The 15,014-nt window shown below is 52.1% G+C and carries 16 protein-coding genes, 3 pseudogenes and 1 riboswitch; of the genes and pseudogenes, 9 read left to right on the plus strand and 10 right to left on the minus strand.

Annotated features, from left to right (window positions below):
- From RHM55_RS23030 to RHM55_RS26070, 3 genes are all read right to left on the minus strand, one after another.
- Positions 1 to 321, minus strand: a complete 321-nt coding sequence (locus tag RHM55_RS23030; RefSeq protein WP_322178484.1) for a hypothetical protein — start codon at positions 319 to 321, stop codon at positions 1 to 3.
- Between the two features lie 442 nt (positions 322 to 763).
- Positions 764 to 1,129, minus strand: coding sequence for a DUF202 domain-containing protein (locus RHM55_RS23035; RefSeq protein ID WP_322178485.1), 366 nt, complete (start codon positions 1,127 to 1,129; stop codon positions 764 to 766).
- 99 nt (positions 1,130 to 1,228) lie between these two features.
- A complete protein-coding gene (locus tag RHM55_RS26070; protein ID WP_416152037.1) occupies positions 1,229 to 1,417 on the minus strand; it encodes a hypothetical protein in 189 nt (62 codons plus the stop codon).
- Here RHM55_RS26070 and RHM55_RS23040 point away from each other — a divergent pair.
- Positions 1,352 to 1,513: pseudogene (locus tag RHM55_RS23040) on the plus strand (di-heme oxidoredictase family protein); the annotation flags it as partial. The gene RHM55_RS26070 and the pseudogene RHM55_RS23040 overlap by 66 nt on opposite strands.
- Positions 1,514 to 2,243: 730 nt before the next feature.
- Here the strand turns inward: RHM55_RS23040 and RHM55_RS26075 are convergent.
- From RHM55_RS26075 to RHM55_RS23055, 3 genes are all read right to left on the minus strand, one after another.
- Complete coding sequence (locus RHM55_RS26075; RefSeq protein ID WP_416151991.1) at positions 2,244 to 2,504, minus strand: YheV family putative zinc ribbon protein; 261 nt, start codon at positions 2,502 to 2,504, stop codon at positions 2,244 to 2,246.
- A 172-nt stretch (positions 2,505 to 2,676) separates the two neighbouring features.
- On the minus strand, positions 2,677 to 2,862 hold the full coding sequence (locus RHM55_RS23050) for a hypothetical protein (protein ID WP_322178486.1): 186 nt from the start codon (positions 2,860 to 2,862) through the stop codon (positions 2,677 to 2,679).
- 333 nt (positions 2,863 to 3,195) lie between these two features.
- A riboswitch (cobalamin riboswitch) is annotated at positions 3,196 to 3,401 on the plus strand.
- A gap of 40 nt (positions 3,402 to 3,441) precedes the next feature.
- Positions 3,442 to 4,419, minus strand: coding sequence for an IS5 family transposase (locus RHM55_RS23055; RefSeq protein ID WP_322178487.1), 978 nt, complete (start codon positions 4,417 to 4,419; stop codon positions 3,442 to 3,444).
- A gap of 209 nt (positions 4,420 to 4,628) precedes the next feature.
- On the opposite strand from RHM55_RS23055, the gene RHM55_RS23060 reads away from it, so the two are divergent.
- A complete protein-coding gene (locus tag RHM55_RS23060; RefSeq protein ID WP_322178488.1) occupies positions 4,629 to 5,273 on the plus strand; it encodes an energy-coupling factor ABC transporter permease in 645 nt (214 codons plus the stop codon).
- A 24-nt stretch (positions 5,274 to 5,297) separates the two neighbouring features.
- Here RHM55_RS23060 and RHM55_RS23065 read toward each other — a convergent pair whose 3' ends face one another.
- Positions 5,298 to 5,549 (minus strand): hypothetical protein, encoded by a 252-nt coding sequence (locus RHM55_RS23065; RefSeq protein ID WP_322183152.1) that lies wholly within the window; start codon positions 5,547 to 5,549, stop codon positions 5,298 to 5,300.
- Here RHM55_RS23065 and RHM55_RS23070 point away from each other — a divergent pair.
- The 3 genes and pseudogenes from RHM55_RS23070 to RHM55_RS23080 form a co-directional block, all read left to right on the plus strand.
- The gene (locus tag RHM55_RS23070) at positions 5,455 to 5,826 is read left to right on the plus strand and encodes a DUF2946 family protein (RefSeq protein WP_322183083.1); all 372 of its coding nucleotides are present in this window, start codon (positions 5,455 to 5,457) and stop codon (positions 5,824 to 5,826) included. The two genes, RHM55_RS23065 and RHM55_RS23070, sit on opposite strands and share 95 nt — an antisense overlap.
- A gap of 108 nt (positions 5,827 to 5,934) precedes the next feature.
- The gene (locus tag RHM55_RS23075; RefSeq protein ID WP_322178489.1) at positions 5,935 to 6,462 is read left to right on the plus strand and encodes a putative natural product biosynthesis protein; all 528 of its coding nucleotides are present in this window, start codon (positions 5,935 to 5,937) and stop codon (positions 6,460 to 6,462) included.
- Between the two features lie 550 nt (positions 6,463 to 7,012).
- Positions 7,013 to 7,305, plus strand: a pseudogene (locus tag RHM55_RS23080) (nickel/cobalt efflux protein RcnA); the annotation flags it as partial.
- 136 nt (positions 7,306 to 7,441) lie between these two features.
- Here the strand turns inward: RHM55_RS23080 and RHM55_RS23090 are convergent.
- Complete coding sequence (locus RHM55_RS23090) at positions 7,442 to 8,227, minus strand: substrate-binding domain-containing protein (RefSeq protein WP_322178490.1); 786 nt, start codon at positions 8,225 to 8,227, stop codon at positions 7,442 to 7,444.
- Between the two features lie 212 nt (positions 8,228 to 8,439).
- Here RHM55_RS23090 and RHM55_RS23095 point away from each other — a divergent pair, with 212 nt between their 5' ends.
- The 4 genes and pseudogenes from RHM55_RS23095 to RHM55_RS23110 form a co-directional block, all read left to right on the plus strand.
- Positions 8,440 to 9,117, plus strand: coding sequence for a response regulator transcription factor (locus tag RHM55_RS23095; protein ID WP_322178491.1), 678 nt, complete (start codon positions 8,440 to 8,442; stop codon positions 9,115 to 9,117).
- Entirely contained in the window at positions 9,095 to 10,495 is a 1,401-nt protein-coding gene (locus tag RHM55_RS23100) for a HAMP domain-containing sensor histidine kinase (protein WP_322178492.1), read from the plus strand. Before RHM55_RS23095 ends, RHM55_RS23100 begins: the two co-directional genes overlap by 23 nt.
- A 200-nt stretch (positions 10,496 to 10,695) precedes the next feature.
- A complete protein-coding gene (locus tag RHM55_RS23105) occupies positions 10,696 to 11,805 on the plus strand; it encodes a D-alanyl-D-alanine carboxypeptidase family protein (RefSeq protein WP_416152033.1) in 1,110 nt (369 codons plus the stop codon).
- A gap of 99 nt (positions 11,806 to 11,904) precedes the next feature.
- Positions 11,905 to 12,273: pseudogene (locus RHM55_RS23110) on the plus strand (Na+/H+ antiporter NhaA); the annotation flags it as partial.
- 48 nt (positions 12,274 to 12,321) lie between these two features.
- Here RHM55_RS23110 and RHM55_RS23115 read toward each other — a convergent pair.
- Both RHM55_RS23115 and RHM55_RS23120 read right to left on the minus strand, forming a co-directional pair.
- Positions 12,322 to 13,173, minus strand: a complete 852-nt coding sequence (locus RHM55_RS23115) for a universal stress protein (RefSeq protein WP_322178493.1) — start codon at positions 13,171 to 13,173, stop codon at positions 12,322 to 12,324.
- 13 nt (positions 13,174 to 13,186) lie between these two features.
- Complete coding sequence (locus RHM55_RS23120) at positions 13,187 to 14,674, minus strand: SulP family inorganic anion transporter (protein ID WP_322178494.1); 1,488 nt, start codon at positions 14,672 to 14,674, stop codon at positions 13,187 to 13,189.
- Between the last annotated feature and the right edge of the window lie 340 nt (positions 14,675 to 15,014).

Raw genomic sequence — 15,014 nt, forward strand, 5'->3', positions numbered from 1 at the left:
TCATGCTCGAATATAGAACCAACCTTCTGATTGCATTTTGACAAGCTCAGAAACGGCACCTTGTGCCAACACTCTTAGTGGCGCCGACACGTCGCGATCAAGACTTCTTAGCGTGTTTGGACATATCCAGGTTATCGCGTCCATTTCACCATTTGGATCATCAAGGGCCGCTGCAACAGCCTTTGAATTGACTATGATTCTGACGGTTGCCTGAGGAGCATCTTTCAATAGGTTCACTGCATTGTTGCGGGCACGTGCCAAAGCATCGGGAGTCGGAGCATGCAGCACAACATGAAGGTTATCGATTTCGCTGAGATCCATTATTCAAGGCCTTCAAGGTCGATTAACGTGGTAGATAACGCCTATTTTCATAGGCGTAAACGGCATAGGGCGAGTACTGCATGACATTTGTTCAATAGAAAACGGTATGACGCCATGCGTCCAAAACAGGGGTGAACATCGGCATCTAAATAGCGATCAGGTTGGAAACTACTTTGTTCCCTGACCCATCAAGACGCCATCTACTTTCTAGCCGTAGAGATTAACCCCGTCATTGGCGTGAAGCTCCACCCTCGTTTGCTCTGGCTGGCTTGGCCTTCACCGAGCGCAAGGAAAACGTTGTTCTGCTGGGCCCTTCTGGTGTTTATTTGATGTGAAGGACGACTCAGGAGAGGTAAAGGGCTGAGTCAGAACGAGTGACTCTGAGTCGGAATACACTCCACTGACACAGGTTTCCCTGCACAACTTTGAGGCTGAGCTTTGCTCATATGATGGCAAGATAGGCCATGAGCAAGACTCCCAGGACTGCGGTGAGCACATTCACTACAGGGCCAGAGTTGATGCTGTATCCCTCTGGGATTTCAACTGGTTTCAGAGCTTTAACCACGCGTTTGTACTGCCAAGATGACCAGTATGCAACCCATGAGCCCAGCATCAGAAAAGCCAGTCCTATCCAGAAGGAAAAATGTTTTTCTGGGCTGCCCGACGCCCCTGGTTTTAGCATCTGTAACAGTAACCCGGATCGTTCAATCACAAAGCCAAATGCCATAAGCGAAAGACTGGTTCGGTTCCATGCTAGCAAGGTTCTCTCAGCGGCAAAGAACACTCGTGGATCGTTCAGGTCGGACATTAAATACTCCTTGGCCCAACAATGCGTGAAATTAATCTGGTCAGATGGCGCATAAATTGGACAGTGTTTCAGTCATTCGCTTCCATGGCTATCTTCTGGTTAACACAGGCGGCGGCTTTCTAGTGCAGAGAACAAATACTTACCGGCCAACATATCCTCGCTCAATTGCTGCTCCATGAAGCCAACTGCCAGTGCTATTACCCTCTGAGTTTCACCACTGCGGCCAGTGGCCGCGAGTGGCGCACTCCACCGCTGTGTGGAGGCCTGACCGAAACGGTCAGCGGGCATACCCGCTTCCTCCACGACGGTCGTGCGCGCAGTATTTTGGTGGCCATTCTCCGGCACGGTGGCGAGGCTGAAGGTGCGCGTAAGGCTGTTAAGGGTAGCGCGCTGTGCAGTCCTTTATCAATTCCTGGTAGCGCAGAAACAGTCCAGCGGTTGTCTAAGGCTATTTGCTCAATTTCGTTTTCGTCCGAGCCCAAAGATCGAACCGAGTAAGCGACCTCCGGTGAGTTGGTGAGCGAGCGCGAAGACTGTATGGCCACACCAGTATATCCACAGCATCTCGCCGAAAGATTTATGCTGCAATGTATAGCGGGTGAAAGCCATTGGGTCTGAGGGAGGGCCTACGTGGCCTGGAGGGATCATGGCAAACATGATCATACCAGTGCAGGCACAACCCGCTCAGTGCCAGTAGGCCGAGACCATGGACAAACCCCGAGAGACCAATGCCTCGTCCTGTACGCGGTAACCGTCCGCGAAACAGCGCGAAGCTTTCGCGCAGTACCTCGCGTCGCGCGTCTCTCCCCCAAGGGAAGAGCATCTTCAGATCATAGATCGCATAGCTGTACAGCCAGAACAGCAGCAGGACGATTGCTGCCACGGCTCCAACAATGCGGTGATATGGGACAGGAACTGGGTGCCGGGGTTGGACATGTACATGCTGCTGAGCTGCTGGAAGGTCGCCGTGAGGGCGATTGCCCAGTGCAGCAGGCGCAGTTTTATGTCCCAGCCTTTCCTTATCAATGGAGTGCTCCCATTATGTCTGCGGGCGACGTGGTATCGACGGAATGGGCGACGGACTTTCCCGCAGGTTAGTCCGTCGTCTCAAGGCCTAGTCGCTCAGTCGAGCTGTTCCGATTCGGAATCCCTGATTATGAGGCGTGCTCTGCACGCTTGTATCGGGTGCCTCAACTTCATCTTGCCCCGCTCCCAGCGGAATAGACTGCCCGTCCGCATCAAGCTTGTCGATATAGCCGCAGGCGACACATTCGCGATGCGGAACACCGTCTTCGTACCACATCTGAATCTTGTCTATTTCATTGCATGCCGGGCATGTTGCCCCGCAAATGAATTGTTTCCTTGGTTCGCTCATAGATATGTTCACCGGGGAAGAAGGAAGATCTGCGGGTACTGCTAGCCAGTTGTAATGGCAGAAGTGCCGCAGGGTCGTGAAATCGCTGAGTGTTCTGTACGTTTCATACAGGAAGTCGGTCGTTTGTAAAAAGGCCTGAGCTAAGACTTTTCGATGTGGTGGTACGCTCCGCCTAGTCAGCCGGAAAGAAATCAAAGAACTTTTCCCGGATCGTTCTGGTGCTGGCTACAGGCATGTTGCGTACCATCTTGACGCTAGGCCCAACGCGCGTAATGTCGCCGGAGTGATCAGCCAGTTGTTTCAGCACCTGATAGCGCCCGAGTTGCTGGCAGAGCACGACCTCATGAGTGTTTTCCATGATTGCTCTTTGAGCATTGCGGCTCCGCTTGACCTGCAAAAATACCTACGACGGTTGCTCTGTATTTAATGTCTACAAGCAGCAGTAACTCTTCAACTATGCCTTTGCCACAATATCATTTAATCCTGCCCTATCAAGTTTTGCGGCGCCCAGCGGCCTGCGACGTTCTGGCGCAGGCGAATCCACGGATGAACGTTGCAAGGGTACTGAAATTATAGTGCGGCGGACTGTCGCAGCTGCATCGAGTTTGCCTCATGGATCAACAATGTTCAGATAAGCAAGCGGGACGATTTACCCTTTTATAAAGCGTGCGCAAGAAGCAGAAAATCCCTAATCTATCTAGGCTTTGTGGTTTTCACCGTAGTGTGAAGCAATAGGGACGCAGGTACGCCTTTAAGCCACACCTGCGCTGCCCCCGCAACTGTGAACGGTTAGGGAAGGTCTGAAGTAAGCAGCCGTTTTTAACGGGCTCGCTGTCTGAGGTTCAAAAAACACCGACTTAATCGAAAATCAGACCTTTCCTCCTGTCAGTTCACTATTTTTTGCGGAAGAGCACCTTTTCAGGGCTCATTGTCCACATCACAGGCGCACCTCGCCTGCATTCAATAGTCGTTTTCGCATCATCCAAAGGTTCGATAAGGCAAACAGTGTGGTCTGCTGCGCGGTGTTTTTCACCAAGCCTCGGAAGCGGACTTTCGTATAACCAAACTGGCGCTTGATCACCCGGAAGGGATGCTCAACCTTGGCCCGGACTTGAGCTTTCGCGTATTCGATTTTGCGGCGCATGCGACCGATCAGGCTCTTTTTTGCATGCTTCTTATAGCTGCTGGGTCGCGCTGCGATCGACCAGATCATCTGGCGATGTTGATGCTCCGCACGCTTCTCCACGCCGGTGTAACCGGCATCGCCAGAGACGTAAGTTTCCTCGCCATGCAGCAACTGATCGACCTGAGTCACGTCGGCCACATTCGCCGCCGTACCCACTACGCTATGCACCAGACCGGATTCAGCATCGACACCGATGTGCGATTTCATCCCGAAATAGTACTGATTTCCTTTCTTTGTCTGGTGCATTTCGGGGTCGCGTTTACCGTCCTTGTTCTTGGTCGAACTGGGCGCATGAATGATCGTCGCATCGACCACAGTTCCTTGACGTAGCAGCAAACCTCGGTCGCCCAAATAGCCGTTGATGACCTGCAAAATCCCACCGGCCAGCTCATGTTTTTCCAACAGCCGACGGAAGTTGAGGATCGTGGTTTCATCCGGAATCCGATCCAAATGCAGCCCGGCAAACTGGCGCAGAATCGTGGTTTCGTAGAGGGACTCTTCCATCGCCGGGTCGCTGTAGCCGAACCAGTTTTGCATCAGATGAACCCGCAGCATGGCCATCAACGGATACGCCGGACGACCGCCTTCACCCTTCGGATAATGCGGCTCGATCAACGTAATCAGGCCTTTCCAGTGCACGACCTGATCCATCTCAATCAGGAAACGCTCACGGCGGGTCTGCTTACGTTTGCCTGCGTACTCGGCATCAGCGAAAGACATTTGCTTCATCGGGGCTCAACCGTTCAGTTCGTGGGACAGGCGTATTTCACCAGATTTGGAAGTCTTTTTCAGAGTTTCCTTAGCTCTCCCGTATATACAACTGGTCTGTCAGTGACTGGGAAGACGCGGGAACGCATTGATCTGTAAGCCAGGAGACCTGCCACGAATGTTGCCGAAATCTGGCATTTCCTTAGTTCGCATCCCTCTGAGGGAGAAAGATGCATATCGAACCCGGCGTGCTCAATTCCGCCAAAGTGCTTTACGCCAACGTCACCGCTACCTTGGCAGCCTTTTCACCCACGCTGATCACTCGCCCGGACAACGTAATAAAAACCTTGCTGGCGGCTGCTTTCTTTTCGGTATTTATGGAGGTCTTCCATTTGCCAGTGGGGGCGTCTGAATTGCATTTTGTTGGCGCATCGACGGTCTACTTTGTCTTCGGCTTTATCCCTACGCTGTTTGGCTTTGCAATGGGTCTCCTGCTTCAGGGGCCGTTTTCCGAACCTCATGATTTAGTGCATCTAGGCGTTAACTCGCTGTCGTTGATGCTGCCTTTGATCGCGGCGCGTGGTTTGCTGGGTCGCCGTTTTTTCTCAAAAGGCGAACGCAGCATTCGTTGGGCTGAAGTCGTCACGTTCGACGCAGTGTATTACACCGGTGTAGTGGCCATGGTCGGTTTCTGGCTGTCCTTGGGTGAAGGGCCGACGCCGTTGAACAACTGGGCGTTGTTCTCGGTTTCGTATTTACCTTTGGTTCTATGTGAACCTCTGTTCACCTGCTTGATCGTACGTACGCTGAAGCGTTATACCGACAACCTTCTGGTGGGTCGTTTCACTTGCGTGAAAACACGCAACCTCGCCTGATCGTCAAAACAGACGATATGAGGATCAAGAAAGATATTTTGGCGGTGATGGGATCCTCCCCATCACCGCATTTATTGAGCGCTCTAATTCAATGGCAACCGCTACGATGAGCAAGGCTTGCCACCAGAATATCTGGGTCGCTGCGTTTCTGGCGATAATCCTGAAAGTGCTGGCGCTGCCGATGACCAGCGCGCTCGGCACGGTCAATTTGGAGCAATTGCTGTTAGGCAGTTTTTGTTCGTCTGGCGGTGTGCAGCAAGTTTCTCTTTTACTCAAAAAGAATCAGCCTTCAAGTACTTCGAAAGTCGACCAATCGCACTGTTGCTGTTCCCAATCTGTTGGTGCAGTCCCCATCCCACCGGCCAGCTTCGTACTACCGGCCTTCCTGCTTCAAGTCGACTCACTTCTATCCCAAGTCATTTTCTCGAACTCACCTCGCTGGCGTTGGCCTTCTCTGAACCCTCGTGCCTCCCCCGTAATCAAGCCTGACCGATTGTTTGTATCGCTTTCAGAGCGCCCGAAGCTATCACCCTCAGCTTTCAGGCTTCTCTGATCTGTGTTTTTACGGTTACTTGTGACACAAAAGGAGCATGAGATGTCTCGCGCAATCTGTTACCCGCTTCCGTCTGGACACACCAGATTGGTTAGCAAGACTGCTCGAATGGGCCGTCGCGACGATTTTCTTCTCCCATTCCCCGACTACCCCTGCAATGCGCGAAGCTTCGTTCATTTGGACGCTAGACTTCTTCCGTACTGGCACACTCTGTTTGATGTTTGTCCCGGATTGCTAAAGCTTGATCCGCCTGATGGCTTGAACCTTTTTCGAAGTTTCATGACGTGGGCCTACCGCCATAATCCAGCACTCAACTGGACGTACTACCTGAGTGTGTGTCGCTGGCTATTCAGCTCGAAATACCAGGCAAAGGCCAATGAGGAACACATTGAGTCCTTCATGGTAGCTGCGGCAGCGCGCTGGATAAATACGGACGATAGCCAAGCACGAGGGCTCGTACTGGCTTGGCAAGGTGCTCCCTTACTTGTTTTTGAATGGAAAGAGCGGCTGCGTGCCTCAGCAGCTCTGGTCACTGAGCATGAGGAACTCCCGCCGACGCCTTGGGACTTTGCCTGGAGTCCGCTTACCGGTAAGGGGGGGACGGGCTTTCGTCGATGGCTACCGATACCCTTATGAACTAGGGATTTTAAAATTATGACCAGAGGTAAATACTCCGGTGTCGCTCCTGGTTCATAAACACGTATCGAGAGGAGGGTGGATGCTGCGACAAAACACCACACATAAGCACAAATTGATGATCAAAGGATGGGCTTGATGCTCAGCAGGTTTTTATGCGTCAGATTGTCGCAGTTGATGCGATACCGCTGTCCTCATAAAGTGTGCAGGCTTTGAGCGGAGGCAGACTCTTCCAAGGTAAGCTCAAGGCGGCGTCCTTAGACCAGATAATAGTTTTGGTTGTATAGCCCTCTTCCCCGGAGGGCTTTTTTTCGTGCGCCAGGCATGGCGCGTTGCGCGTATCCGACAGGCATAAGCAGGAAGGTCGTGCGAATTCCCAAGGGATATCTGCACGTTTGCCAGTGTGCTACCGAGCGTCGCGAGGTGACGGGATGAGCGTGAAGAAGTCAACCGAGGCTGTAGTAAGTCACGAATAACCTCGTCATGCGTCTTTCTGCTGACAGGGATAGCGTGGCCTGATTCGCGATCTCGGCGGCGATGCCGCCTTCGATCGGGTGGTCTCATTCCTTGCCCAGCTGCTATCACCGTTCTACTGCTCTGTCTTCAGGTCAAAGAAGTGGTGTGCTTGTCCTGTGCTTCAGCATTGGCCTGGCGCCAATGGTAACCGTCGGTGCGGCGGCAGCCATTGGCGCCAAGCAGTCCTCCAACCGCTGGCCTTGGATGGGCACCGTTGCTTGTCGCGCACCTTATCTGTCCAGCGCGCTGATCATCGGAGTCGGTCTCTACGTAGGTATCCATGGCTGGATAGGCCTGAACAACATAAGGCGACTCTTAAGTGTTTGAACTCACCAGCTATGTTGGTCTGTTCCTGGCGGCATTAGGTGCCGCCGCGTTGCTGCCAATGCAGTCTGAATCGGTATTGGACGGGATGTTAGTTCAGGCCAATACGTTGCCTCGACGATACTGGTGGCCGCGATCCTCAATGCACAGGTGTTAATCCACTTAGCTTGATGGCTGTCCTAGCTGCCTTTGAACTCAAGTATCTCAACAGCGTCGTAGCTTCCTCTTGTTGTACATTTCCAGTTGAGATAGCAGCTGAATACATTGTCATTTTTTGCACCTGATCTGGAATCAGTCCAATCACATCGATGCCTTCCACATGTATGAGTTCACTTAATTGTTGGAAGCCTATTTCCGCTTCGCCACGGGCGACTGCTTCTCCGACGGGCTCGGCGGAAATCGTTCGGGTCTTGATCCTCAACCTTTCTGAGATGTGCATTTGAGGAAAGAGAATACGTGACAGATATGTTCCGCTGGACGTATCCGATAGAGCCAGGGACTTTGCGTTGAGTAACGTTTTTTTGAATTTCTTCATGTTGCTTATATCGGGTTTTTTAGCACCTTTGCGGACGGCCATGGCAATGAATGACTTACCAAGATCGATTCGACTCGTTTTTTGCAAATGACCTTGATCTATCAGTTTTCGCAGCTCCCAATCCTCCATGATTACGACATCCGCATTTTCACCGCGCGCCAGCCGATTGGTGATTGCCATTGGGGTATTGCCGGTAGGTGGGGACTCTTTGATGATCAGGCTGAATCCCGTCGCTTTTTCATAAATGGGGGCTATGGATTGAATCGCCGCGATGAAGCCTCTGGTCGTAAATATGGTAAGCGTTTTGGTGGGAGTGGCATCCTGTGCCTCAATACCATCTGCAAATAAAAACAAGCAAGCCAATGCGAGCCTCGATAAGGTCTTCGTCATGACGAGGCATCCTGAATTCGGCGTAGAAGTGGGGTTTAGCAGCGGAGGCGCGAAAAAATAGCTGCGTTTTCCATAACGACAAAATTAAAGCGAATTAAGAAAAATTTAGTTTACCGTCCGATGCGCGCTACCTAGGCTGCATCAATCTTGAAAATATACGACACTTGGAGCTTGCCTGAGTTTTAGGCTTGTAATCGTTGTACGGAGTAAAAATGAATCGCGCGCTAGTGATAGAGGATGATGAGGTCACAGCCAAGGCCATTGTTAACGCGCTAACCTCCCATGGGTTTGATGCCCGATGGGCAGCTAACGGTCGCGATGGATTGTCAGCGGCCATTTCTGGCGGCCATGATGTGATAACGCTTGACCGGATGCTGCCTGATTTCGATGGTTTGACGATAATTAGTACGTTGCGAAGCCTCGGTATTCAGACGCCTGTCTTGATGATCAGCGCATTGTCTGATGTAGATGAACGAGTCAAAGGGCTTCGTTCGGGAGGCGATGACTATCTGACCAAACCTTTCTCTACGGTCGAAATGATTGCCCGCTTGGAAGTGCTGCTGAGGCGTCCTACTGCTGGCGTGAGTGAACGTCGCTTAAGCTTCGGGAACCTCCACATGGATCTCATTGATCAATCACTCAGTCGCGCTGACGTGCAGATACCGCTTCTCCCGACCGAATTCAAATTGCTCACTTATTTCATGCGCAACGCGGGTCAGTTGGTCACAAGAACCATGCTCTTTCAGGCAGTTTGGGGATATCACTTCGATCCAGGTACGAACATTATTGATGTCCATATCGGTCGGCTTCGAAAAAAAATCGAGGGTGGCGGCTCACCTGTCATTCACACAATACGCGGTTCTGGCTATGTTCTTACCACCCAAGAATGAGCGCTGGCGTTCTTCCAATAGCCGCCTTATTGGGATCTATGCCGTGTTTTTTATCGCCTGGGGAGCCGTTTTTACGGGTGTGCTTTATTGGAAAATCTCTACCTATCTCGGGGCTGTTGCTGAGCGGACATTGATGCAACGGGCCCACTATTACCAAAAGATTGATGATGCAAGCCTAGAAGGTGAACTCGCTGCCAGCGAGGTGTATTCGACTTCAGGGATCGACGCATACGGCTTGTTTGAAGCCGACGGCACCCATATCGCCGGTGACCTGCTCCGCTTGCGAGCAAGTCTGCCAGATGACGGCCAGGTACATTATCTGGAGCGAGGCTTGAGCATCGCCTTACCAAGAGAGCAAACCCGAAGTAGCCATGCATTGATGCAGCATCGCGGCGATGGTCGAATTTTGATCCTGTCGCGTGATGGGGGGTCTATTTCCGCAGTCGGCGGCATCATTGCGCAGGCATTATTTTGGGGGTTTTCCCTTACCCTTATCCCTGGGCTGATAGGTTGGTGGCTCTTGAGGCGAAGGCCCTTACGCAGAGTACAACGACTTCAAAGCTGCACTGAGAGTATCGTCTCGGGCAACCTCGGTGAACGCCTGCCGCTATCTTCACGCCTCGATGAACTCGATATGCTGGCCAATGCCGTCAATGTGATGCTTGAGCATATCGAACAGCTTATGCACGAGGTTAAGGGGGCGTGTGATGGCATCGCGCATGATCTACGCACTCCCTTGACACGCCTGCGTACTCACCTTTACCAGTTGCAGCAGTTGCCCCTTGTTAGCTCTCATGCAGCGACCCTGGACATGGCGTTGGAAGAGAGTGAATCCATCATGTTGCGTTTTCAGGGGTTGCTGCGAATATCTGAACTTGAAGATACAAGGAGAAGGTCAGGTTTCGAATCGTTTCAACCAGCATCGCTACTGACACAGGCGCACGAGTTTTTCGAGCCCTTGGCGCAGGAGCAGGGGCTGACACTGCTCCTGGAGTTGTCTGACGATATTCCAGCGTTATCTGGTGATGTTTCTCTTCTGTTCGAGGCGCTGGTTAACCTTTTGGATAACGCTATCAAATTTACGCCCAAGGGAGGGGTTATTCACTTGACTGGCGCTCTGACGGACAGTTCTATCAATATTGAGGTCTCGGACAATGGCCCTGGTATACCGGAAGCTGAGCGTGAAAATGTGATCCGCAGGCTGTATCGCGGGGACTCTACTCGTCAGAAACCTGGCCATGGATTGGGGCTTTCTCTGGTTTCGGCGATTGTTAGGTTGCATGGGTTCGTACTACGCATCCAGGAATCGCCGCGCGGTGGCGGAGCCACAGTCTCGATTATCTGTCCATTGCCCGAGATGATCGTCGCCAACGTCTAATTAAATTTATTTTAATCTGGGTTAATTTGAGCCTTCCCAAATCCTCATCTAGTTTGGCGCGTCTTTCTGCTAATCCGAGGCTGGCGCTTGTGAAACACCCTAAATTGCGGCTTACACTCATTCTTGTGTGTTATTTTTTGACACCAGCTTGGGCGGCTCCAATATCCACCCCAAGTCCTGTTTCACCGACTGCCCGAGCGATGATCCCAGCACCACCGCAATTGGGCGCGAAATCCTGGGTGCTGATGGATGCAACCACAGGCACGATTATAGGTAGTCAAAACGCTGATATGCGTTTACCTCCGGCCAGCTTGACCAAGTTGATGACGGTGTATGTCGCTACCAATGAAATTCAGGCTGGACGTCTTAAGGCCGACGATACGGTTACTGTCAGTGAAAATGCATGGAAAACCGGTGGTTCTAGGATGTTTCTGGATCCGGGCGCAGTTGTTCCAGTGCATGACCTACTGCGTGGTGTGGTGATCGATTCTGGCAATGACGCCAGTGTGGCGCTGTCTGAGCATATAGCGGGTAGCGAAGATGCATTTGCCGGGTTGATGAACGCCACAGCAAATAAACTTGGGTTGACTGACACTCACTTCATGAACCCTACAGGCTTGCCGGCACCTGGGCACTATTCTTCGGCTCATGATATGGCCCGGCTTGCGCGGGCGATTATCAATGATGAATCAGCTTACTACTCGTTGTACGCGCACAAATATTTCACCTGGAACAGCATTCGCCAACCCAATCGCAATCTTCTCCTCTGGAGCGACTCAAGTGTTGACGGGCTCAAAACGGGCCATACTGAGGAGGCAGGATATTGCATGGTGACCTCTGCTCTTCGTGATGGGCGGCGTCTTATTAGTGCGGTTTTTGGCTCGACCACGTTGAACAATCGTGCAGAAGATACTCAAAAAATACTGAACTACGGCTTCCGCTTTTTTGAGACGAAGACCTATCAGCAAGGCGGGCAAGTTTTAGCTCAACCACGACTGTGGAAAGGCGAGAAAAACATAATTTCTGTTGGGTTGCTCGATGATGTGACATTGACTCTACCCAAGAATAGTAATCGCAAGGTGGAAAGCCGTCTGCACATTAATAACGCTCTAGAGGCACCTATTGCTGTCGGCGACGTAGTCGGAAGTTTCGAACTGTATGACGGTAAAAATAAACTCACGACCCAGTCACTCATCGCACTAGAAGCGGGAGAGGCTGGTGGTTGGTGGACGCGTGCCTGGGATGCATTCCATCTTTTTTTTGCAGGACTATTTGATTTGAAGGATGACTCCGGAGATGTCAAGGCCTGAATCTGAACGGGTGATTTCGAGTCGCAATACACCTCACTGACAACCTCTGCAGTATGTGGGTTGGCAGCAGCCTTAATCTTGATGTGCCGCACTAACGGTGTGGCCGGTATTTCTTTAGAAAACCTGTTCGACCCGGTTCCGCTGGGCGTAGCGCTGGGCCTGTTGGTGGGCAAACAGGTTGGCATTTTCCTATTGTCTGCTCTGGCCATTCGTATGGGCTTGGCCAGGCTGCCGGAAGGGAGTTCCTGGGTGCAACGCTATGGTCTAGCACTGTTGTGCGGCATTGGTTTCACCATGAGTCTATTTATCGGCAACTTGGCGTTCGCCGGATCAGCTCATTTGATTGATGAAGTCAAAGTCGGGGTATTGATCGGTTCGATCCTGGCTGCGACTGGTGGCGTCGTTGTCCTACGCCGCAGCAGCGTACTAGCAGGCGCCGCCGTAGCTAGACAATCCCGCGTGAGCTGATCACAGTATTTTTCAGTGCAAAGAAATTCTGTGGTTTAGAGACCTCTCTCAGCGAAGCAGCAATAGAGGCATCGTGACTGTTCGAAGCATCGTTGTAGTCGTGCTGCCTACGAAGAACTCACGTATGCGTGAGTGCCCGTAGGCTCCCATGACCAGCAAGTCGATACGGTGTTCTGTCTGATAGGCATGGAGCATTGGCTCAACCTCTCCTTGCCTGATTTCTGCGTGAACATCAAAGCCTGCGGCCACCAAAATAGCCTTCGCCTTTTGGAGATGTGCGAGGCTGTCATTTGACTCCGCCCCTGCCATGACCAAATGAATTGGCAGGTTTTGGCACAGAGAACTCTCGGCAAGTATCTGTACGGTTTTATACCCCGTAGCGCTGCCGTCGAATGCGAGCAGCACTCGTTCTGGTTCTTTAAACGTGCTCGCGGCTATCAGAATCGGCCGATGAATCGTCCTGACAGTGGTTTCCAAGTGACTACCTACCTGGTGTCCAGCCTTTGAGCTACTTTCGCCTACGCGGCCGATTACCAAGAGGCGGGTATCATCTTGAAGATCGACTAAGCTATCTACAAAATGACCATGACGTTGCTTTATCTCAAGATGATCAGCCCCAAAACTAATGGCGCGTTTCCTGGCCGTTTCCAACAGGTACTGGCCTTGCTCCAGTGCCAGCTTGGCGCGTTTCGCATCGAAGTCGGTAAGTTCTGCCAATAGGTGTTCGCGGCTCCCCAAACCAATGTTTCCGCTCAAGTCCCCCGTTACAGGGTATTTACCTTGATCAAGCACATGAAGCAGTGTGAGTGGTGCCTTCATCTGCTTAGAGGCCCAGGTCGCGTAATCGCAGACAGACAGGGATGATAGTGAGCCATCGATACAGGCCATTACTTGGGTCATTGCTGTTCTCCTTTTAGTGGCTCATGAGCTTGTCGACTGCATCAGGCTTGTCGTGTACGCCAAAGCGATCCACGATGGTTGCGCTGGCTTCGTTCAAACCTAGCACCACAACCTCTGCACCCTCTCGACGGAACTTGATCACCACCTTATCCAGCGCAGCCACTGAGGTGATGTCCCAAAGGTGAGCTTGCGTAAGGTCGATGGTGACCTTCTGAAGCGCTTCCTTGAAGTCGAAAATCGAGTTGAATTTGTCAGCTGAGGTGAAAAAAATCTGCCCAGTTACCGTGTAGATCCGATGTGAGGTTTTAGCATCGAGTGTTGATTGGATGGCTAGGTAATGGCTGACTTTGTTTGCGAAAAATAGTGAAGCGAGAAGCACGCCGACCAGCACCCCATAGGCGAGGTTATGGGTGGCGACCACTACAACTACCGTCGCGACCATCACGATATTGGTCGAAAGCGGATGCTCTTTGAGATTGCGCAACGAGTCCCAGCTGAATGTACCGATGGACACCATGATCATCACGGCTACAAGGGCAGCCATTGGGATTCTAGAAAGCCAGTCACCCAGGAACACAACCATGAGCAGCAGGAATATGCCTGCACACAGTGTGGAAAGTCGGGTGCGGCCCCCAGATTTTACGTTGATGATCGATTGGCCGATCATGGCGCAGCCGGCCATACCGCCCAGTAACCCGGCAGTGATGTTAGCGATACCCTGACCTTTGCATTCGCGGTTCTTATCGCAGGTGGTGTCGGTCAGGTCATCAACGATGGTCGCAGTCATCATCGACTCCAGCAGACCTACAACGGCGAGTGCGGCGGAGTAAGGAAAGATGATCCGTAGGGTTTCAAAATTGAGCGGAACCTCTGGCCAGAGGAATATAGGTAGCGTGTCCGGTAACTGGCCCATGTCCCCGACGGTATGAATGTCGAGCCCGAGATAGAGGGTCACTGCGGTAAGCACCAGGATGCAGACCAAAGGGGAAGGAAGGAGCTTCCCGATCTTCGGCACGTATGGAAACAGATAAATGATTCCAAGACCCGCTGCTGTCATGACGTAAACATGCCAAGTGACATTTGTAAGCTCAGGCAGCTGGGCCATGAAAATCAAAATGGCTAACGCGTTTACGAATCCAGTTACAACTGATCGGGAGACGAAGCGCATGAGCGAGCCCAGCTTGAGAAACCCAGCCAGAATCTGAAGAACACCGCACAGCAGTGTGGCGGCTAGTAAATATTGCAGACCATGATCTTTGACCAGAGTAACCATAAGCAGTGCCATGGCGCCCGTGGCGGCGGAAATCATCCCAGGGCGTCCTCCCACGAACGCCACTACCGCGCAAATACAGAACGAAGCGTAGAGGCCTACTTTAGGGTCGACACCGGCGATGATGGAAAACGCAATGGCCTCGGGAATCAAGGCAAGCGCCACGACAATCCCTGCCAGCACGTCTCCACGGATGTTGGAGAACCAAGTATTTTTGATCGATTGAAGCATAAGAATATCCAAAGCAATGCACCGCACGGCACGCCGGGCAAGCGGCGAGCAGGTCGACACGAGTTCAAATTGTAAGGGCGGATTCGCTGCGTGCGTCAGGTGTTAGAACCGTGCATACAGCAGAGCGCGGCCGCACGTAAAACGGGCAGCAGCAGGTGCGGCGAGGGGGCGTTGCGCTAAGGCGGCGTAGGCTGCCAGAAAATCGTTTGGAGTACAGTCATGCTGATGTTCCTGTGCTCGAGAAGGTATGTCACTCGCGAATCGTACAGCATTCAGCATCACGATTGCGACCCAAGTCGGCATTAGTGATGCTTTCACAGATACCGTTACCAGCCTTTCG

The sequence above is a fragment of the Pseudomonas sp. MH9.2 genome, assembly GCF_034353875.1.
GTDB lineage: Bacteria > Pseudomonadota > Gammaproteobacteria > Pseudomonadales > Pseudomonadaceae > Aquipseudomonas.